The sequence below is a fragment of the Mycobacterium sp. IS-3022 genome (assembly GCF_001500065.1).
Classification (GTDB): Bacteria; Actinomycetota; Actinomycetes; order Mycobacteriales; family Mycobacteriaceae; genus Mycobacterium.
Genome location: NZ_LQIN01000049.1, coordinates 200,547 through 218,980, shown reverse-complemented (window position 1 = coordinate 218,980; position 18,434 = coordinate 200,547). Strand labels below are relative to the sequence as shown.

Here is an 18,434-nt window from a genome sequence, read left to right as displayed (position 1 = left end):
CGTCAGTTATCTGCTCTCACGGCCTCGATGAGGAACTCCGACATGCCGCCGGGGAGAGCACGGCGCGAGAACGACTCAAACCCGGCTTCTTCCAACCAGCTCGTCCATTCGCTCCACGTTCGGACCATTCCCTCGCCGGAGGCGAGCGTCAGAAAATAGGCGCAAAGGTGCGCCACGAAGGGCGGCCCCATCTCGTCGTCGTCCTGCAGCGCCTCGATCACATAGAGGCTCGCGCCCGGCCGAAGCGCCCGAGCGGCCTTCGCGAGCAAACTGCGAACCTTCTCTTCGGACCAGATCGAGAGGAACCGGGAGAACAGCATCGCATCGAAACCTTCGGGGAGCTCTTCGGCGAAACAGTCTCCGCCGACGGCCGTGACTCTCTCGGCCATTCCCTGCGCCGTCAGCCGGGCACGGGTGGATTCCGCGACGGTCGGAAGGTCCAGGACGGTCACGTGCAGGTCGGGCCAACGGCCCGCGAGGATGGTGGCGTTCACGGCCTCGCCTCCGCCGACGTCCAGCAACCTGCGGTGAGGCGACAGGTCGAGCGTTTCCGCGAGGAAGGCCGCGGTCCCGAACGAGACCAGGCTCATCATTTCGTGAAAGATCTTCTCCAACGGCGGATTCTCCGCGAGCCGCATATAGAGGTTCGACGCAGATCCCGGGATCTCCTGCAGCCCTACGTTGGTGTTGGACCTGAGCGCCTCCGCGAACCGTGCCATGGGCCGAAATTGAATATGGTTCGCCATCCGCACGGCGGGCACCATGTTCGCCGGGTGCGCTTTCGAGAAGAACCGCTCCGCGCCCGAGGTGTTGAAGTAGCGATCGCCCTCCTTTCGGAGCAGGCCGACCGCGCTGCAGCCGAGCAGGAGAATACGCGCGGGCTGGTTCTCGAGTTTCAGCTGCTCGGCGAGCTCGTCGCGCGTAAGGCCGGGCGAGCGAGAAAGCACCGTAAACAGGTCGAGTTCGACGGCCGAAGCCAAGAATTGGAAGTAGTACATCCCGAGAAACAGATCTAGGATCGCATCCTCGTCCTGTTCGGTGAGCTGCTTCATGCCGGGCTCCGTGTGCTGAATGGCTCAAACAAGTGGTAACAGCATGGCACACCGCGGATCCGCGATTACGGAAAATTCGCCTGAGCCGCAACAGTTTTAAACGAGATGTCGCTGAAGGCCGAGCGGCAGTACCAGGAAATCGGCACGGCGGCGTCGACGTAATGGTTAAGTAGTTACTTGACTTTCCAGTGATCGACCGCAATAGTTAAGCATGTGTCTAACCAATCCGGTGCCGACGCGATCGGCCGGGTGTTCCAGGCGCTCGCCGACCCGACCCGGCGCGCGATCGTCGAGCGGCTGGTGCGGCGTCCGGCGTCGGTGAAGGCGCTGGCCGAGCCGCTGACGATGTCGTTGCCCGCGGTGATGCAGCACCTGCAGGTGCTGGAGGCGGCTGGCGTGATCGTCACCGAGAAGGTCGGCCGAGTGCGCAGCTGCCGAATCGAACCCAAGGCGCTGCGGGAAGCCGAGCAGTGGCTCGGCCGCCAGCGTACGGAGTGGGAACGGCAGCTTGATCAACTCGACGACTATCTGAAGGGAAATTGATCATGGACATAACGCACTCGACGTTCACGCTGGAGCGTCGCTATCCGGTCCCGGTCGAGCGGGTCTTTCAGGCTTGGGCGGATCCGGAGGCGCGCAGACGCTGGATGGCCCAGGGCGCCGAGCACTCTCAGAACTTCGTGGTCGGCGGCCTCGAGACGGCACGGGGGTTCGATGGAGAGGGTCGTGCACTCACCTACGAGGCGCGCTACGCCGAAATAGCGCCGAACGAACGAATTCTCACCACGTCGACCTTGCACACGGAGGACCGACTGTCGACGGTCTCGGTCACCAGTGTCGAGTTCCGGGCAGAAGATGGCGGCACCCTGCTGGTGCTGACCGAGCACGGAGTCTACCTACCCGGCCAGGAGCAGCCCGAGTGGCGAGAACAGGGAACCGCGCAGCAATTGGACGCCCTGGCAGCGGAATTCGCCAAAGTCGCCGACGCAAAAGAGAACTGATCATGGTGCATGTCGACTTCGTGCCGGCCGACGTCGCCGTGAGCGACATCGAAGCAGGACGAGCCTGGTACACCACGCTTCTCGGCCGCGAACCCGACAACAACCCGATGCCGAACCTGGTCGAATGGCAGGTCACCGATGGCGGCTGGGTGCCGACCGAGGACCCCGTGCGCGCCGGCAACGGGATGCTCAACTTGGCCGTGTCCGACTTCGAGGTGGGCGTTCGCGAACTTCGCGAATGGGTCTTGAGAAGCGCGAGATGATCGATGCCAACGAGGGCGTACGCGTATTCCCGATCGCTGATCCCGACGACAACAAGGTTGCGCTGGTCGGCAACCTCCGGGTGGAGTATTAAATGCGAACCGCAGGCCTTTCGACCTGCGGTTCGGTGGTGGAGCTGCCGGGAATCGAACCCGTGGAAAAGCCTCTGACCTGCGCTTTTAGGCGAGGGAGTTTGGACGAAATCGGACAAAACCGCAGGAAACTGGTCGTGATGTCTTGACAGTGTCAATGGTCCCACCTGAGTCCTACGGCGATGGGTCGCCGTCTTCGACTGCTACACCGGCTAAAGCCCGCAGTCCTGCTGAGGTCATCGTCGCGGCGCAGACCGGCAACCCAAAGCCCGCAGCCGAGGTTGGCTGCGCCTGCGGCATTCCGTCTAAGAACTTTCGCCGGGTAACTTCTACGGCAACGGCGACTACTTCCCCGGCCGACATCGCGTTCCTCAACATCGCACTCTTTGACCTGCGCAACCTGTCATACCTGCTCAACATCGTTCTAGATGTGCTGATGAACACCAACAACTGCCTCTACGTCCACCGACAGGCGGAAACAGCGATGAACTGCACAGTTGGTTGGACCAAGACGCCTTGGCAGACCAAGCGTAGCGTTGCCCGCCCTCGATCCTGCGGTCATTTTGTCTGGTCCCGGTGGAACCCTTAGCCGCATGAACGACGCGAAATTCCGCGAGCCGCTGGCTCACCCAATCAAGGAGCTTGTCCCCCCGTTCCCCTCAGTGGATTGGCTGAGTCGGCGACTCAATGCGGGGATCATCCCCGGCACGAAATTAGGCCGCACATGGGTCATGACCGATGACGACGTGCGAGCCGCACTGACCATCTTCAAGAATACAAACACCCCTGCCACGAGCGGCATCACGCTCGCCTCGGCCCGCAGGCGCGTACCACAGCCCAGTAGCGGTGCTCGATGAGCGCGAGGTTTCAGCGGATGATTTCGACCGCGGCGTGAAACCTGCTCCGGCCGAACAAGGCCCAATTGATATACTTAAAAGGGGAAAGCGCGGACCGACGTCGAAGTGGCAATCCATCGACGGCCATCCCGACTATCAGCGTCACCCGGACGGGCGCGTCCGCAGGGCATCCAACCGGCACCCGGTAACGGACCCCTTCCTGCTCGATGAACTTCTCGGTGAGCGGAGAGTTCCGTCGCGGCCGTGGTACCTCCGGTGCTGCGGCCGCCAGTGGCATGGCTCGTTATTTGCCGCACGGATGCACCAAGCGAAGTGCTTCGAGTACACGGGGTACGAACGCCCCCACGGGGTGCAGGGCAGGGTGGCGTGCCACGCGCGCCACCGCACAACCGATTCTGGCAGTACCAGCGATATCCATCTGCGCGTGCTGGACTGCCCGCCCCGAATTCTGTTCGGGGAGTACGGCGGCGACCTCTGGATCACGTTCGAGCCGCCCGCCGTGCCCGACGACTTCAATTGAGAGCCGGATACGGCTGCCTAAAAGACGTTACTAACCAAGGGAACTCACCATGTGCAGTAAGGGTCATGCCCGCAACGTACTCAACGGCCCCTGTCCTGAATGTAATCGCGACAAGCAGGCCGTCCACCGCAGGCGCAACCAGCAGGCGCGCAAGCTGGCCCAAGCACTACAGGATCGACATGTGCCGCTCGATGCCGACCGGATCGCCGAGGGCTACCGCTTGGTAACCGTGCTCGACATGGCCCGCGCCGTGGATCGCGAAATCCGTTGAACTGACCTGAACCATTAACCGAACCCCAGAAGACGGGGAGAGAGAAGAAACCATTTGACAACACCTACCGACGAGCGCAGTTTCCTTGAGCGGGTGGAAGGACAGAAGCCGAAACGCCAACGGCCAAAGGTCGAGACTCGCCAACCCGATGATCCCTACGTCGCCGCGGCTCTCTCAGGTGAGTTGACGCTACTGTCCAACACAGGCGAAGGCCGTCGTAACGACCAGTTGAACATCAGCGCGTTGAAGCTGGCTCGCCTCCCCGTGGACCGAGACACTCTGCGGGATCAGCTCATCGACGCCTGCCACGCGAACGGGCTCATCGACGATGATGGCCTACCTTCCGTCGAGGCGACGATTGACTCGGCGTACCGCAAGGCCGACGAGGACGGTCCACGGGAGACGCCGAATACGTCCGTTTCGCCCAGTTCGTCCGGTCCGTCCGGTTCGGACAGAGACGGTAGCCCGGTAACCGGACGAGAAGCCCTCGACGCCACGCGCGCGTGGCTGGCCCGCTTCATTCGCACGGTGGATGATTCCGACTTGGATCTGTTGGCGCTGTGGGCGGCGCACACACATTTCATCAACGACATCTACACGACGCCGCGTCTGCTCATCGACTCACCCGTCCCCGGCAGTGGGAAGACAACCGTCCTGGAGCACCTGGAGCGGCTGTGCGTTCGCCCCGTGCAGATGGCAGCCGTGTCCTCGCCGGCGATGCTGACACGCTTACTGGAATCGGAGATGCGAACGATTCTGATCGATGAGGCCGACCGGACGTTGAGTCCCGACAAGGACGGTATCGGCGACCTACTGGCTGTGCTCAACTCGGGGTACAAGCGCGGAGCAACCAGACCGGTATCCGTCCCGGTGAAGGGTGGCGGTTGGTCGGTCGCCGAGATGTCGACTTACGCACCCGTAGCAATGGCGGGCAATAACCCGAACCTGCCCGATGACACCATGTCTCGCATGATCCGCGTGTTGTTGGTGCCCGACCTCGACGGCGAGGCAGAGGAATCTGATTGGGAACTGATCGAAAGCGAAGCGATGGAAGTGCGAGACAAGCTAGCCAGTTGGGCTGAAGGGTCGGCGACGTACGTACGAAAGAATCGACATCCTCTCCCCAGTGAAGTCAAGGGTAGAGCAAAGGAACGCTGGTCATCGTTGAAAAGAATTGCAGCCGATGCAGGCTCTCAGTGGCCCGCTCTTGTCGACCAACTCGCCATCAAGGACGTACGGCGGATCGAACTGGAGCGCGAAGTCGGCATCACACAGCAGCGGCCCCACGTTGTCCTGTTGGGCCACATCGCCGAAGTCTGGCCGCACGGTGAGCGATTCGCCCCCACCGACCACCTGTTGAGTCGTCTCATCGACGCTCACCCCGACATGTGGGGCGCGCTATCGACGTTCGGTAAGCCGCTGACCGCTCAACGGCTCGGCCGGATGCTGGCGACGAAGTACAACATCCATTCGACGCGGCGACCCGATGGCGACCGGGCTCGTGGATACATCCTTGCGAGCCTCACATCCGCTTTCCGGGGACTCGGCGTCCGGTTCCCCTCCGAACCGGACGGACCGGACGAAGCGGGCGAAACGGACGACCTATGACCGACGACACAACAACCATCGAGACGCCCGGCAGGCCGGGCATCCACGTGATGGCACGCGACACGGGCGGATTCATCATCTCGCAAAACCGAAACCGGATCTGGTTATCGGAAGCCGAAACCAACCACCTGATCGAACTCTTGAAGAAAGAAGTGACCCAATGAGCCGAAAGTCCACCGCGTTCGTCAAGGCGCCGAATGGCTGCAAGATCATCATTGACCGCGCGAGCATGACTCTCTCGTTTGAGGACATCGCGAAGCTGAACATATTCCTTGCCAGCGGCGAGAAAGCGAGCACGCCCCATCTACGGAAGAACATGGACCGGAATCAGGGCCACCTTCAGGCCATGTCGACGGCGGAACTGGAACGCGAGCTTGAGCGTCGGGGCGTTCTAGAAACCGAAGGGACAGACGATGAGTAGAACCTTGGCGCGAACATTCTTTGCGCCGGGGCCGAACGGCGGCGCATGGATCAACGTCCGCGGAGCGTCACTGTACTTGTCCGCCGGCCAACTGGCTGCGCTGGCCGACTGGCTGGCTGATGGTCGGCCCGATCAGCGACCGGCGCACCGGACTGGCCTACGGCCGTTCGGGAGCGGCGATGAGTGAGCGCAACATCACTGTCACGGTCGACGGCATCCCCGTCGACATGATCCACGACCCAACAGGACACCACGGCACGGTGGAGGTCGACGGTGAGCGGTACGTGGTTTACGCCACCATCGTGCGTTGTGGGCCGGGGGCCGTCAGCCCGCCGAAAGCCCGCCTGCGGCGCTACGTTGGCGGCGTTGAGCAACCATTAGAGGTGAACTCTTGAAGTACGACCGGTCAAAATTCAACTTGGAGGAATGCCACGCCCGCCGGATCGCCCGGGGTGACTTCAACATCCAGAAGGCGTCTGAGGGTGAACTCGACTACCTCGAACAGGTCGCCAATCTCTGGAAAGCGAGCGGGTACAACGGCATTCGTGCTATCGGCCGTGCGCTGTTCACGACCGTTGACGCCGAGAAGGCGCGACGGGAATGGGCGTGGCACCTCGACATGGCGAAGTTCGACGCGATCGCCGCCGAGAACCAGCCCGAGCCGCTGCCGTCCCCCGATCCGTCAACGCTCCCTAAGTGGTCCGAGCTTCCAGCCGATCCCCTGCCCGACATTCCTGAGCCTGAGCTTTAGCACCGACTACTTAACTTCCCCGCCCGGCACGGGCGGACACTGCATGGCTGGTGGCACTCCAGCCGGATGCAGCGGCGCCGGACACGAAACGTCTGGGCTATGGCACTTAGCAAACTGCCAATCAGAGAACAAGCATTGTGCGCGTTCTCTACTGATCGCTATGGGCAAGCGTCCCCAGCGATCAATTCCGATCCCCATAAGGAGATCAACATATGAACGAGAAACTCGAAACGTTACTCACATTGCACGCCGACCGGAAGGCCGAGCGCGCGAAAATCCTCGCCGCCGTGGAGGCGCGTGGTGCGAGCGACCTCACCGCCGACGAAACCAAACGGTTTCAGTCGATCACCGCGTGTCTGCGCGACCTCGACGCCGACATCGCAGCCTTGCGCGACGACATCGCGCGTTCAGGTCGTGAGAATCCCGACGCCGCCGCTGTGGCCCGAGCCACCGCCCGCGTGGACGTCAACCAGGCCGGTAACGGGTGGGCACACCGCGCGGCCGACGCGATTCGGAAGATGAGCGGCGAAACCCGTGCCATTTCGTCGGGTTCGGTGGACGTGCCTGTTCTCGTCGACCCCGCCGTCACCCCGAAGGCGCGGCCGACGCGGCTGGTCGACCTGCTGGTCAACCGGACAACGGTCGCGTCCAACGCTTTTGAATACTTCAGGCAATCCGTCCGCACGAATAACGCTGCACCCGTTGCCGATCTGGGCACCAAGCCCACGAGCGTGTTCACCGTGGAGCCGGTAGAGGACCGCTGCCGTGTCATCGCTCACCTGTCGGAGGAAGTCCCGATTAGGCTCTGGCAGGACGCCGCCGAGGTGGTCCGCTGGCTCGAAACCGAAATGACTGAGGGCGTCCTAGACGCGTTGGAAAGCCAGGTCGTCAGCGGAAGCGGCACCGGCGAGAACTTCACCGGTCTGTTGACGGTGGCCGGAACCACGGCCGTGCCGTTCGACACCGATGTGGTGACCACGTTGCGCTCGGCGCTGACCGCGCTTCAGCTCATCGGCGTGCAGCCGAACGCGTGGGTGCTGCATCCGTCCGACGCCGAGACTGTGGACCTGGCAAAGGAGGCGACCGGCGGTGTCGGGTTCCTGGCCGATGGCTACACCAACACCAACGCCATGTCGGGCAACATCTTCGGCGACAACAGTATCCAGCGCGTGGTTAGCCCAAGCGTCCCGGCCGGGACCGCCGTGCTGGCCGACTGGACACAGGCGCGCTTGTACGTGCGCGAATCCATGCGGTTGGACGTTGACGCGGGCGGCGACCACTTCGCAAAGAACGCGGCGGTGATGCGCGCTGAGGCGCGGATCGGCATCGGGCACCTTCGGCCCGCCTCCTTCGCGGTCATTGATCTAACGGCGTAGCGATGTTCGATGATCGCGATTACGTCGCACTCGATGAGTGCGCTCGGCGGATGAATCTCACCAAGGCACAAGTGATGCACCTGGTCCGGATTCGCGCGTTGCGTGCCTTCAATGCGGGCTTCGGCATGTGGTTCGTTGAGCCGGCGATAGTCACGGGAGCGGTCACAACGCCGTGACCTCGTCGCGCCGGGGTGTCGCTGATTCCAGCGGCCCCCGGCGCACCCGGGGGCACCCCAAGAATCTCCCAGCTACCGGCGCCAGCAACACCTGCCGCCGCGAAGATCGGGATTCTCGGGCGGCACTTCAACATAACATCGCTAACATTGGTTGGCAGGCGCCTACTCGTGAAATATGTTCGTCCACAACAGGTTTGGGGGGCGTACTCGAAAGTTGAGGCCCGATGGTCTCCACAACCTACGTCAGGCTTTTTTCCGTCCCTGGGCAGCCCAGGGGGCCGTTTTGGCGTTTCCGCAGGTAGAGGGGATTTCCACTATCGCGGCGACGTGTCGAATCCATTGCGCCGCAACGCCATTAAACCACCGAAACATGTTGTTTTACCAGCCAATTCGTGAATCAGAGGGATTATGACCATATCGAAACCGCCCCGCGCGCCAACGGGGCTGAAGGCCCGTGGAAGCGGACTTTGGCGCGAAATAACGGCTACTTATGCCCTCGATGCAGGCGAAATCCAACTGCTTCGGGAACTATGCCGCACCGTCGACAGGATCGAGGAACTTAACCGCGTGATCGACGAGGACGGCTTATTGGTCACCGGAAGTCGTGGTCAGCTCCCCAAGGCTCATCCGCTCCTGATGGAGCTGCGGGAGGAGCGCAAGACCGTGGTCCGCCTCGTCGCCGAACTCGCCCTACCACTACCGGGTGAACAGGTCGGCCGGCGCCGCAATGCTCAACAGAAGGCGGCCGCCCGGTACGACCTGAGGGAGGCGTAAATGGCGCGGCTGCGCGAGGAACGCGACCCGTGGGACTGGTGGCGCGAGCTGGAGTACCCGCCTGGTCCGCTTCGCGAGTTCGATCCTGACGACTGGACCGCACCGACCACCCGCGAGCGATATTCCCAATTCTGGGCCGCGCGTCGGGCAGCGGCACCACGGGGGTGGGTCATCGCCCGCCTTAGGATGCGGCGCAACCGACGACGGGCGGAGTGCCGTCCCGACGCAAGGTGAATGCCTGGAAGCTCTGGCGGATCGCGGACGGCGCGCTGGTGTCGCCGCGGGCATTCGGCATCCTGGGGGACGCTGCGGTCTTGCCGACCGCTGGCGTGATGCGGGCAGTGTGTCCGATCGCGGGTCATCTGCCACCGCGCGAAGGTTGCAGCTGTGGGGTTTATTCCTGCCCGTCCCCAGCGTCGATGCTGCGGTACGTCGCGACCGCCGCACGCCCTTATCCTTGCGCGCTGACCTACGGCACAGCCGAGGGGCGGATCTTCGATGGCACGCTGGGGGGCACCATCCGCGGAATCGTCTCGACTGTGTATCGGGCACGGGCAATCCTGATTACCGACCAGAAACCGAAGGGCTACGCCGCGCCGATCTACCGGGGGCCGTTCACGGTCGCCACCATGCGCGGCATCGCGAAATCCTGAGCCCGTAAGACGTACGCTTGGGTTATGCGGTCTCTCGGCCAGGGACTTGTCTTACTGATCCTGCTAAGTGCGGTGCTCGAAATGCTGCCCTACCTGCTGGCAGCGGTCGCCCTGGTGGTGATTTTCAAGCTGCTGTCCCTCTGGTACGACGCCACCGAGGACCGCCGCGCCGCGGAAGCCGCGAGAGCGGCACGTCTTATCGCGCACGCCGATCGCGAACACGCTCAAGTACAAGACGGTGACGTCGCCGGGATTTACGGCGCGTACCCCGTGCCTGAAGACTTTCGCGGCGCCGGAATTTGGTTGGCCGACGATCGGCCTATCGAGCACAGCGGGTACCGGTGGTCGTAAGTCGAGTTTGAGTTTGCTGGCGTTCTCAGATTCGGAAAACATCGCCTGCGTAGACGCAAGCACCGGAACTGCGACACTGTCGCGAATCATGTGGCTTCGGCTAACCGCTGACCGGGCAGTTCGCACGCCACGGTTGCCGGATAACCGCAGCGCGGTACAGATTGCTGGTAGACGGGCGTCGTTGCGAAATCGCAAAACCCCAGCAACACGCTTGCATCAACACGTGCAATGTTTTCCAATTGTGCGTACAGTCAAGTTCGCCAGCCGGGGTAATAATTCACAACGGTTGGTGCTCGTGGAGCCTGCCGGAATCGAACCGGTATCGGTAGGTGCCGACCCGCCCTGCATGGCCAACATGCTTCAGGCCCCACGAGCCCGGAGATCGCACACCGGGCGGGCACTCGAACCCGCCCGGTTTGTGCATTTCGCACGCGGCGATCCCGCATCTCGACTCTATAGCGGTTCAGCAGCATTTCATTCTTGTGCCAGTTCTCGGCGTGTCGCTGGGCAAATGGGGTCAATTCAGTCTCCCCGGCCCGAGCGCGCCGTAGATGTCCCGCGCCATCGTGATCATCCGCCGCCGGTGCGCGTCCTCAGGGTCGGGGAACTGCGACAGGAATTGGTAGTTCAGTCCTCTGCCGTACAGCAGTTGCAACGTGATGGCGTTGTCCCAGCGCTGCAAATCGGTGATCTGCTCGGGTGTGAGCAAGTGGGTGTACCGTCGCCAGTTTTCGGGCGGCGTAGTCTGCTGCATGTCGAACTCCTATCCAGTTCGGCCACACCCCGGCCTGTGGCAGCAGGTGCGCTGCCCCTCTTGCAATCACGGGTGTGAATGCCTTGACGAACGTTACTCCCAAGAGCGGCAAAGGATTCCGATTCTGCTCAAGGCCGACTGTCCGATGTTTGACGTGATCGTTCAGCTTGGAGACACGGTGATCAGACCCGAGACACGTCCTACTCGAACGCAAGGGCGGCGGCGATTGCGTCGGCCGCAGCCTCCGCGCTCTTGCGGTCGACATGGCCGTACAGATCGACGGTCGTTTTGATGCTCTCGTGTCCTAGATGCGCCTGCACCACCGGCAGCGGGACGCCGGCCTGAATCATCCACGAGGCGCAAGTGTGACGCAGGTCGTGGATGCGCGGGCGCGTCTTTAGTTTCGCCTTGGGTAGGGCCTTGTTCCACACGTTCGCACGCCACGAGTAGAGCCGCACTGGCCCGCCGCCGGTTGTGGTGAACAACCACTTATGCGAGTAGTCGAGCTGGTCGAGCACAGCTCTCGGAACATTGATCGTTCTGATTGACTTAGGCGTCTTGGGTGCCCCGAGTTCATAGCCGCCGGGTGTTCGCTTCCACGACCTCGAAATGCGCACCGTCCCCGCGGCACGGTCGACGTCAGCCGGAATAAGCGCGGTGACCTCAGAGAAACGCGCACCACTGGCGACCAGGAACGTCACCAGCGGTTGGTAGTGCTGGGAGAATGCCGCTACCAACGACTGGAACTCAGATCGGTCAAGGCAGACCATTTCTTTGCGCGGCGTTCGAGGCAGGCGTTGGTTCGCGCACGGATTGGCCGCTAGTAGTCCCTCGCGAACGGCGCTGTTGAGCGCCGAGGATAGGAATCCGTGCTTGTTTGAGATTGTCTTTCCCGAGCCAGTGAGGGTGTTAATCCATCGCGCAATGTCCGCACGAGTGAGCGACGCCAACGGCATAGGCGCGATCGCGGTCTCACCGATCTGAGCCGCATAGCGCCGGTACTCCGCGATCGTCTTCCGCTCGCAACCGGTCAGGTGGTCAATGTGTCTCGTCAGATATTCAGCGAGCGTTGGACCCGTCTTGACGGATCGAGGCGTGTCCCCGATCCCCCACGCCGCCATCGCCCGCTTCCCGCCGACGCTGTTGACGAGAGCGCGGAACTTCTCGGCGTCCGATTCGTCTGCGAACGGGACGGAGGTTTGACGCGCGTCAATGGTGAACAGCACCGCGTACGTTATGCTGCCGTCCCTGCGGGGACGCTTCCTTATGGACGCCATGCAGGCACCGTAACTCTTGACAAACCATTGACACAAGCAAAACCCCCCATCTCTGGGGGGTTTTACCTGCTGTTTTGAGTGGAGCTGCCGGGAATCGAACCCGGGTCCTACGGCATTCCCTCAAGACTTCTCCGTGCGCAGTTCGCTATGCCTCTACTCGGATCTCCTGATCACGCGAACAAGTCAGGATGACGATCCCAGTCGCTGTTTGGTGTCCCGATGAGTCCCGCGACCGGACTCACCGGTTGATCCCTCTAGATGACGCCAGGATCCGGGTCGAGGGAGTCCCCGGTCTGACGGACCAGCTGTCGCTTAGGCAGCGAGAGCGTAGTCGCGCTGATTGGAATCGGCGCTTAATTGGTTGCAACGACGCTTACGGTGGTCTCTTGCCTGCACCGGCACGCTTCCCTTGATTCGATGCGCGAAGTCGAAACCGTTCAGCCCCTCGCATCCCCGCCGACCTTCGGCAGGACATTCCATGGTACGCCAGACTCAACATCCGATGCCAAGGATTTATGCCCGTGGCGACCCTTCGCCGCAGGTCAGATCACATAGTTGAGGTGCTCGACGACACGCCTGCCGGTGTCCTCGTCGCCCGCGTAGGCGATGGCATCGGCATGCTGGGACAGGGCGGTCCGTCCGCCGGCCAGGCGCGCGAACAGTAAGGCATCGAGGGTGATCGTCGCCGTTGGATCGGCCCCGCCGAAGTCCTCCACGACCTTGCCTCGGCCCTCGACCGCGACGTGGATCGTCCTGCCCAGCGGGCCGGTCAGCACGATCAAAACCCGCGATCCGTCCGGAGCCCGGCCCAGCTTGCCGACCACGAACCCCATGCTGGCGGCCATCTCGTCGAGCGCGAGTTCGGCCGGCGCGCCGGTCGGGTCCGTCGCTGGTCGGCCGATCGCGTCGCGGATGTCGTGTTCGTGCATCCAGCAGTCGAAGATCCGCACGCGCATGAACCGGCCGTAGCTGTCCGGGCCCGCCGGCGTCGCGGTGACGTCGTTCCAGTCGGCCTCGCCCATCGCCGTCAACGCATCGCGGCGGTCGGCGGTGATGGTCCGGTACCTTCCCAGCAGGTCGTCGGCGGGCAGGTTGCGCAAGTTGCGCACCCACCGTTCGTTCATCACGCCCATGTCGTTGCGGACGTGCTCGAGCGTCGACACGTCGATATCGGCCTCCGGCGTGTCCACGCCCTGCAACATCGACTCGGTTCCGATCATGTGCGCGACGACGTCGCGCACCGACCATCCCGGCAGCGGTGTCGGCGCCTGCCACTGCGCGTCGGACAACCCGGCGACAATGTCGTCGATGGCGTCCCACTGCGCGAACAGCGCGGCCAACACTTCGGATTTGTCGAGATGGGTCACGGGTCGCGAAGGGCTGTTCACGCGCCTGAACGTAACGCTCACCAGCGGCGAGCGACCGCGTTTGTACGCATTTTCGCGGCGTGTCGAAGTACAGACACGGTCGCTCGCGGTGAAGGGCGGGAGGTCAGGTCATGCCCTTGGCGCGGCGGCCCAGCTCACGGGTGATCTCACGCTGCGCGTCGCGGCGCGCCAGGTCCTGGCGCTTGTCGCGGGCCTCTTTACCGCGGGCCAACGCCAATTCCACCTTGACCTTGCCCTCGGAGAAATACAGCGACAGCGGCACCAGGGTGAGGTTGCCGTCCCTGATGCGACCGATGAGCTGATCGATCTGTCTACGGTGCAACAACAGCTTCCGGTTGCGCCGCGGCGCGTGGTTCGTCCAGGTGCCGTGGTGATATTCGGGGATGTGCACGTTGCGCAGCCACACCTCCCCGTCGTCGACGGTGGCGAACGCGTCGGCCAGCGAGGCCTGCCCGTCGCGCAGGCTCTTCACCTCGGTGCCGACCAATTGGATGCCCGCCTCGAAGGTCTCCAGGATCGAATAGTTGTGTCGAGCCTTGCGATTCGACGCGACGATCTTGTTGTTGCCGGACTTGGTGGGGTCCGCTTTCTTGGCGCCCTGTTTCGGCATGGCTACCTTCGGATGTAGAGCCGAAGTGTGACGTAGGCGGTGATTCCGGACATCGCCAGGCCCAAGAACAGCATCAGCGGGGCGCTGAAGTACAGCACGTCGGCGTAGTCGACCTTGGCGATCAGGTTCGCCTGATAGAACTGGTTCAACGCGTTCTCCAGGAACAGCGCCCGCACCAAAATCAGCCCGACGATCGCGATGACCACACCGATCAACGCGGCCAGCATGGCCTCGACCAGGAACGGCAACTGGGTGTACCAGCGGCTGGCGCCGACCAGTCGCATGATGCCGATCTCGGTGCGCCTGGTGTACGCCGCGACTTGAACCATGTTGGCTATCAACAGGACCGCGCCGATCGCCTGTACCAATGCCACCGCGAACGCAGCACTGCTGATCCCGTCGAGCACCGCGAACAACCGGTCGATCAGGTCCTTCTGGTTGAGCACGTTGAGCACGCCGGGTTGGCCCACCATCGCCTCGTCGAATTCCTTGTGCTGCTCGGGATTCTCGAGCTTGACGATGAACGACGCCGGAAACGCCTCGCGCCCCGCCACGTCCTTGTACTGCGGGAACTTCTTGATCGCGTCTTCGTAGGCCTCGTCGCGGTTCAGAAAACGGACGGACCGCACATCATCTCTGTCCTCGATCTGCCGACGCAGCGCCTTGCACGGGTCGGCGTCACACGACGGATCGTTGGCCGAGACGTCGTCGGTGAGGAAGACCTGGCTTTCCACGCGGTCCAGGTAGATGTTGCGGGACTGGTCGGCGAGCCGGACGACGAGCAGGCCGCCGCCGAACAGGCCGATCGAGATCGCGGTCGTCAGGATCATCGCCACGGTCATGGTGACGTTGCGGCGGAAACCCGTGAGGACCTCATTGATGAGGAAGCCGAAGCGCACTAGCGATCCATTCCGTAGACGCCGCGCTGCTCGTCGCGAATCAGCCGGCCGAGTTCGAGTTCGACGACCCGCTGACGCATCGAGTCGACGATGTGGTGGTCATGGGTGGCCATCAACACCGTGGTTCCGGTGCGGTTGATCCGCTCGAGCAGATCCATGATGTCCTTACTGGTTTCCGGGTCCAGGTTGCCGGTGGGCTCGTCGGCGAGCAGTACCAGGGGCCGGTTGACGAAGGCCCGGGCGATCGCCACGCGCTGCTGTTCGCCGCCGGACAGCTCCGCGGGCAGCCGGTTGGCCTTGCCCGACAGGCCGACCATCTCCAGCACGTCGGGGACCACGCGATTGATGACGTCGCCGCGCTTGCCGATGACCTCGAGCGCGAACGCAACGTTCTCAAAGACGGACTTCTGCTGCAGCAGCCGGAAGTCCTGGAATACGCAGCCGATCACCTGGCGCAGGCTGGGGATGTGGCGGCCGGGCAGCTTGTTGACATGGAACTTCGACACCTGGATGTCCCCGTGCGTGGGGCTCTCCTCGGCCAGCAGTAGGCGCATGAACGTCGACTTGCCCGAACCCGACGGCCCGATGAGGAAGACGAACTCACCCTTGTCGATTTTGACCGAGACGTTGTCGAGCGCCGGGCGCGCGGACGACTTGTACTGCTTCGTCACGTTGTTGAGGGTGATCATCACGGCTCGCCAGTGTAGCCGGGCGACGGCGATGCCCTAGCTGGGCGGAGTTGTCGTCGCACCCTGCGGCAGCAGCTGCGGTTGCTGCGGCATCAGTGGCGGCGCCTCGGTCGTCGTCTCAGGAGTGATCGTCTCGGTGGTCGGGGCGCGCGGGCCGATGCCATCCGGGTCCTGCACCGTCGACGTCGGCGTCGGACTGGTCGTCGTGGTCTCGGTCGGGCTCGTCGTGGTGGTGGTCGTCGTCGGGGTCGTGGTCGTGTACGACGGTTCCGTGGTCCGTCGCACGTTGGTGCGCGGCACCCACGTGTAGTTCGGGTCCGGCACGAAGCCCGGCGGGACCACCGCGGGAGCGGGCGTGGGCGCTTCGGCCGGCGGCTCGAACGACTGGTTCACCCAGAACAGCCCGATGAACGCGACGACGAGCACGATCGTCGACACGCGCATCCTGCCAAAGCGGGCCTTCAGCCAGCTCGTCATTGCTTCTGCTCCGGCGCTCCCCCGGTCTCTTCGGCCGCCCCGCCCGCGACCGCCGCGGGGTGCGGAATCGCCGCGACCATCGGGGTCTGCCCGTCGCCGGGTGAGACGATTCCGCCACGGCGCAACGCACGGATCACGAGCACCCGAAGCCGCCGGCCGACCTCGAACTGCTTACCGGGCAGGGTCCGGGCCACCATCCGCAGGTTGACGGTGTCGAGTTCGATGCTCTCCACGCCCATCAACTGCGGCGCGTCGAGCAGCAGATCGCGCAGCCCCGGATCCTCGTACGCGTTCTCGGCGACCTCGTGCAGCAGATCGTTGACCTCGTTCAGGTCGGCCGACGTCGGCACGGGGATGTCGATGACGGCGCGCGCCCAATCCTTCGACAGGTTCACCGACTTGACGATCTGACCGTTGGGGATCGTCATCATCTCGCCCTCGCTCGACCGCAGCTTGGTGACGCGCAGCGTGACATCCTCGACGGTGCCCTCGGCCGGAACGGTCACACCGGTGACGGTCAGCGCGACGAGATCGCCGAAACCGTACTGCTTTTCGGTGATGATGAAGAATCCGGCGAGCAGATCCTGCACCAGGCGCTGGGCACCGAAACCCAGCGCGGCGCCCAGGACCGCGGCCGGGGCGACGAGCGAACCGATCGGGACGGCGAGTATGTCGGTGATCTCGACGAGCACGATGACGAACAGCAGCGCCACCGAAACCCATGAGATCACCGAGGCGACGGCCTGGCGATGCTTGGTGCTCTCCGACCGCACGAGTTGGTCACTGCCCATGTACTCGGCGTCGAGTCGGCGCACGATCCTGACCGCGGCCCAGTTGATGAACCGGGCGGCCAGCACGCCGCCGATCAGCAACAGCGCGATCCGCACGCCCCGGTCGAGGATCCAGACCCCGAGGTTGCCGGTCCAGAAGCCGTGCCAGCCGTCGGCGAAGTTGACTGCGAGTACGACGCTGTTCATCTTCGGCTAAACGTCATTTTGGCTCTTGCGCCAACGGATCCCGGCCTCCAGGAAACCGTCGATGTCGCCATCCAGGACCCCGGCCGGGTTGCCGACCTCGAACTCGGTGCGCAGATCCTTGACCATCTGGTAGGGGTGCAACACGTAGGAGCGCATCTGGTTGCCCCACGAGCTGCCGCCGTCGCCCTTGAGCGCGTCCATCTCGGCACGTTCCTCTAAGCGCTTGCGCTCCAACAGCTTCGCCTGCAAAACCCGCATGGCCGACACCTTGTTCTGCAACTGCGACTTCTCGTTTTGGCAGGTCACCACGATACCGGTCGGGATGTGGGTGAGGCGAACCGCCGAGTCGGTGGTGTTGACCGACTGGCCGCCGGGTCCGCTGGATCGGTACACGTCAACGCGCACATCGCTTTCCGGTATTTCGATGTGGTCGGTGGTGTCGACCACGGGCAGCACCTCGACGTCTGCAAACGACGTCTGCCTGCGGCTCTGGTTGTCGAACGGGCTGATGCGCACCAGCCGGTGGGTGCCCTGCTCGACCGACAGCGTGCCGTAGGCGAACGGCGCGTGCACCGCGAACGTCGCGCTCTTGATGCCGGCTTCCTCGGCATAGGAGGTGTCGAACACCTCGACGGGATAGTTGTGCTTCTCGGCCCACCGGATGTACATGCGCATCAGCATTTCGGCCCAGTCCGCGGCGTCCACTCCGCCGGCGCCCGACCGGATGGTGACGACGGCCTCACGCTCGTCGTACTCGCCGGAGAGCAGGGTGCGGACCTCCATCGCCTCGATGTCCTCGCGCAGCTTCTTGAGCTCGGCATCGGCTTCTGCGAGTTCATCCGCGCTGCCGTCCTCGGCGGCCAGCTCGTACATCACCGGCAGATCGTCGAGGCGCTGGCGAAGTTCTTCGACGCGCCGCAACTCACCCTGAGTGTGCGACAGCTCACTGGTGACCTTCTGCGCGCGCGTCTGGTCGTCCCACAGGTTCGGATCGGAGGCCTCGTGCTCGAGCTTTTCGATCCGACCGCGAAGGCCCTCGACGTCGAGCACCCGCTCCACCGTGGTCAGGGTGGAGTCGAGGGCGGCGAGGTCGGCTTGGCGGTCAGGATCCACGGGAGTTCAGGTTACCCGTCAGCAGTTTGGCGCCGGTTCTGACGACTGGCGGCACGGAACCGATCGAGCGTTCTAGCATCGGGTGG

At 63.5% G+C, this 18,434-nt stretch carries 26 protein-coding genes and 1 other RNA gene; 16 read left to right on the top strand and 11 right to left on the bottom strand.

The features are described 5' to 3' along the window. Nucleotides 1-2 precede the first annotated feature (2 nt). Entirely contained in the window at nt 3-1,052 is a 1,050-nt protein-coding gene (locus AU188_RS22645; protein WP_059165704.1) for a methyltransferase, read from the bottom strand. A 213-nt stretch (nt 1,053-1,265) separates the two neighbouring features. Here AU188_RS22645 and AU188_RS22640 point away from each other — a divergent pair, with 213 nt between their 5' ends. The 16 genes from AU188_RS22640 to AU188_RS22585 all read left to right on the top strand — a co-directional run bounded on the left by AU188_RS22640 (nt 1,266) and on the right by AU188_RS22585 (nt 10,164). Next, entirely contained in the window at nt 1,266-1,595 is a 330-nt protein-coding gene (locus AU188_RS22640; RefSeq protein WP_059165703.1) for an ArsR/SmtB family transcription factor, read from the top strand. 2 nt (nt 1,596-1,597) lie between these two features. Further along, on the top strand, nt 1,598-2,053 hold the full coding sequence (locus tag AU188_RS22635) for an SRPBCC family protein (RefSeq protein WP_059165702.1): 456 nt from the start codon (nt 1,598-1,600) through the stop codon (nt 2,051-2,053). 2 nt (nt 2,054-2,055) lie between these two features. Continuing rightward, entirely contained in the window at nt 2,056-2,316 is a 261-nt protein-coding gene (locus AU188_RS22630) for a VOC family protein (RefSeq protein WP_286137633.1), read from the top strand. Between the two features lie 936 nt (nt 2,317-3,252). Further along, nucleotides 3,253-3,783, top strand: coding sequence for a hypothetical protein (locus AU188_RS25425; protein ID WP_156426785.1), 531 nt, complete (start codon nt 3,253-3,255; stop codon nt 3,781-3,783). Nucleotides 3,784-3,832: 49 nt separating this feature from the next. Beyond that, the gene (locus AU188_RS25420; RefSeq protein ID WP_156426784.1) at nt 3,833-4,054 is read left to right on the top strand and encodes a hypothetical protein; all 222 of its coding nucleotides are present in this window, start codon (nt 3,833-3,835) and stop codon (nt 4,052-4,054) included. 228 nt (nt 4,055-4,282) lie between these two features. Further along, nucleotides 4,283-5,662: a DUF3631 domain-containing protein gene (locus AU188_RS22620; RefSeq protein ID WP_216636199.1), complete on the top strand. Its 1,380-nt coding sequence runs from the start codon at nt 4,283-4,285 to the stop codon at nt 5,660-5,662. Next, nucleotides 5,659-5,826 (top strand): hypothetical protein, encoded by a 168-nt coding sequence (locus tag AU188_RS25415; protein ID WP_156426783.1) that lies wholly within the window; start codon nt 5,659-5,661, stop codon nt 5,824-5,826. Before AU188_RS22620 ends, AU188_RS25415 begins: the two co-directional genes overlap by 4 nt. After that, on the top strand, nt 5,823-6,083 hold the full coding sequence (locus tag AU188_RS22615; RefSeq protein ID WP_059165699.1) for a hypothetical protein: 261 nt from the start codon (nt 5,823-5,825) through the stop codon (nt 6,081-6,083). The genes AU188_RS25415 and AU188_RS22615 overlap by 4 nt, the downstream gene beginning before the upstream one ends. A gap of 119 nt (nt 6,084-6,202) precedes the next feature. Then, nucleotides 6,203-6,478, top strand: a complete 276-nt coding sequence (locus AU188_RS22610) for a hypothetical protein (protein ID WP_059165698.1) — start codon at nt 6,203-6,205, stop codon at nt 6,476-6,478. After that, a complete protein-coding gene (locus AU188_RS22605; RefSeq protein WP_059165697.1) occupies nt 6,475-6,834 on the top strand; it encodes a hypothetical protein in 360 nt (119 codons plus the stop codon). The genes AU188_RS22610 and AU188_RS22605 overlap by 4 nt, the downstream gene beginning before the upstream one ends. Nucleotides 6,835-7,046: 212 nt before the next feature. Further along, the gene (locus tag AU188_RS22600; protein ID WP_059165696.1) at nt 7,047-8,210 is read left to right on the top strand and encodes a phage major capsid protein; all 1,164 of its coding nucleotides are present in this window, start codon (nt 7,047-7,049) and stop codon (nt 8,208-8,210) included. 2 nt (nt 8,211-8,212) lie between these two features. After that, nucleotides 8,213-8,386, top strand: a complete 174-nt coding sequence (locus tag AU188_RS25410) for a hypothetical protein (RefSeq protein WP_156426782.1) — start codon at nt 8,213-8,215, stop codon at nt 8,384-8,386. Between the two features lie 408 nt (nt 8,387-8,794). Beyond that, the gene (locus AU188_RS25405; RefSeq protein ID WP_156426781.1) at nt 8,795-9,160 is read left to right on the top strand and encodes a P27 family phage terminase small subunit; all 366 of its coding nucleotides are present in this window, start codon (nt 8,795-8,797) and stop codon (nt 9,158-9,160) included. Then, a complete protein-coding gene (locus AU188_RS25400) occupies nt 9,161-9,394 on the top strand; it encodes a hypothetical protein (protein ID WP_156426780.1) in 234 nt (77 codons plus the stop codon). Beyond that, entirely contained in the window at nt 9,391-9,813 is a 423-nt protein-coding gene (locus AU188_RS22590; protein WP_059165694.1) for a hypothetical protein, read from the top strand. The genes AU188_RS25400 and AU188_RS22590 overlap by 4 nt, the downstream gene beginning before the upstream one ends. 24 nt (nt 9,814-9,837) lie before the next feature. Further along, complete coding sequence (locus tag AU188_RS22585) at nt 9,838-10,164, top strand: hypothetical protein (protein WP_156426779.1); 327 nt, start codon at nt 9,838-9,840, stop codon at nt 10,162-10,164. Between the two features lie 517 nt (nt 10,165-10,681). On the opposite strand, the gene AU188_RS22580 is transcribed toward AU188_RS22585, so the two are convergent. The 10 genes from AU188_RS22580 to prfB form a co-directional block, all read right to left on the bottom strand. Next, complete coding sequence (locus AU188_RS22580) at nt 10,682-10,918, bottom strand: hypothetical protein (RefSeq protein ID WP_059165692.1); 237 nt, start codon at nt 10,916-10,918, stop codon at nt 10,682-10,684. 200 nt (nt 10,919-11,118) lie between these two features. Next, entirely contained in the window at nt 11,119-12,144 is a 1,026-nt protein-coding gene (locus AU188_RS22575) for a tyrosine-type recombinase/integrase (protein ID WP_353612121.1), read from the bottom strand. Between the two features lie 127 nt (nt 12,145-12,271). Continuing rightward, nucleotides 12,272-12,640, bottom strand: a transfer-messenger RNA (tmRNA) gene (gene ssrA / locus AU188_RS25120). Nucleotides 12,641-12,737: 97 nt separating this feature from the next. Next, nucleotides 12,738-13,583, bottom strand: a complete 846-nt coding sequence (locus tag AU188_RS22570; RefSeq protein WP_059165690.1) for a maleylpyruvate isomerase family mycothiol-dependent enzyme — start codon at nt 13,581-13,583, stop codon at nt 12,738-12,740. A 103-nt stretch (nt 13,584-13,686) separates the two neighbouring features. Then, the gene (gene smpB / locus AU188_RS22565) at nt 13,687-14,193 is read right to left on the bottom strand and encodes an SsrA-binding protein SmpB (RefSeq protein ID WP_059165689.1); all 507 of its coding nucleotides are present in this window, start codon (nt 14,191-14,193) and stop codon (nt 13,687-13,689) included. Between the two features lie 2 nt (nt 14,194-14,195). After that, a complete protein-coding gene (ftsX, locus tag AU188_RS22560) occupies nt 14,196-15,092 on the bottom strand; it encodes a permease-like cell division protein FtsX (RefSeq protein WP_059165688.1) in 897 nt (298 codons plus the stop codon). Continuing rightward, nucleotides 15,092-15,781 carry a cell division ATP-binding protein FtsE gene (gene ftsE / locus AU188_RS22555; protein WP_059101153.1) on the bottom strand — a complete coding sequence of 230 codons (690 nt, stop codon included), beginning with the start codon at nt 15,779-15,781 and terminating at the stop codon, nt 15,092-15,094. The genes ftsX and ftsE overlap by 1 nt, the downstream gene beginning before the upstream one ends. Before the next feature lie 36 nt (nt 15,782-15,817). After that, nucleotides 15,818-16,258, bottom strand: coding sequence for an Rv3103c family proline-rich protein (locus tag AU188_RS22550; RefSeq protein WP_059165687.1), 441 nt, complete (start codon nt 16,256-16,258; stop codon nt 15,818-15,820). Next, nucleotides 16,255-17,235, bottom strand: coding sequence for a mechanosensitive ion channel family protein (locus tag AU188_RS22545; protein ID WP_059165686.1), 981 nt, complete (start codon nt 17,233-17,235; stop codon nt 16,255-16,257). Before AU188_RS22545 ends, AU188_RS22550 begins: the two co-directional genes overlap by 4 nt. Nucleotides 17,236-17,241: 6 nt before the next feature. Further along, complete coding sequence (gene prfB, locus AU188_RS22540; RefSeq protein WP_059165685.1) at nt 17,242-18,348, bottom strand: peptide chain release factor 2; 1,107 nt, start codon at nt 18,346-18,348, stop codon at nt 17,242-17,244. Nucleotides 18,349-18,434 lie beyond the last annotated feature (86 nt).

Coding starts and splice junctions, on each gene's coding strand:
- AU188_RS22645 (WP_059165704.1), bottom strand. CDS start 1,052: ATGAAGCAGCTCACCGAACAGGACGAGGATGCGATCCTAGATCTGTTT.
- AU188_RS22635 (WP_059165702.1), top strand. CDS start 1,598: ATGGACATAACGCACTCGACGTTCACGCTGGAGCGTCGCTATCCGGTC.
- AU188_RS22630 (WP_286137633.1), top strand. CDS start 2,056: ATGGTGCATGTCGACTTCGTGCCGGCCGACGTCGCCGTGAGCGACATC.
- AU188_RS25420 (WP_156426784.1), top strand. CDS start 3,833: ATGTGCAGTAAGGGTCATGCCCGCAACGTACTCAACGGCCCCTGTCCT.
- AU188_RS25415 (WP_156426783.1), top strand. CDS start 5,659: ATGACCGACGACACAACAACCATCGAGACGCCCGGCAGGCCGGGCATC.
- AU188_RS22615 (WP_059165699.1), top strand. CDS start 5,823: ATGAGCCGAAAGTCCACCGCGTTCGTCAAGGCGCCGAATGGCTGCAAG.
- AU188_RS22610 (WP_059165698.1), top strand. CDS start 6,203: ATGGTCGGCCCGATCAGCGACCGGCGCACCGGACTGGCCTACGGCCGT.
- AU188_RS22600 (WP_059165696.1), top strand. CDS start 7,047: ATGAACGAGAAACTCGAAACGTTACTCACATTGCACGCCGACCGGAAG.
- AU188_RS25410 (WP_156426782.1), top strand. CDS start 8,213: ATGTTCGATGATCGCGATTACGTCGCACTCGATGAGTGCGCTCGGCGG.
- AU188_RS25405 (WP_156426781.1), top strand. CDS start 8,795: ATGACCATATCGAAACCGCCCCGCGCGCCAACGGGGCTGAAGGCCCGT.
- AU188_RS25400 (WP_156426780.1), top strand. CDS start 9,161: ATGGCGCGGCTGCGCGAGGAACGCGACCCGTGGGACTGGTGGCGCGAG.
- AU188_RS22585 (WP_156426779.1), top strand. CDS start 9,838: ATGCGGTCTCTCGGCCAGGGACTTGTCTTACTGATCCTGCTAAGTGCG.
- AU188_RS22580 (WP_059165692.1), bottom strand. CDS start 10,918: ATGCAGCAGACTACGCCGCCCGAAAACTGGCGACGGTACACCCACTTG.
- smpB (WP_059165689.1), bottom strand. CDS start 14,193: ATGCCGAAACAGGGCGCCAAGAAAGCGGACCCCACCAAGTCCGGCAAC.
- ftsE (WP_059101153.1), bottom strand. CDS start 15,781: ATGATCACCCTCAACAACGTGACGAAGCAGTACAAGTCGTCCGCGCGC.
- AU188_RS22550 (WP_059165687.1), bottom strand. CDS start 16,258: ATGACGAGCTGGCTGAAGGCCCGCTTTGGCAGGATGCGCGTGTCGACG.
- AU188_RS22545 (WP_059165686.1), bottom strand. CDS start 17,235: ATGAACAGCGTCGTACTCGCAGTCAACTTCGCCGACGGCTGGCACGGC.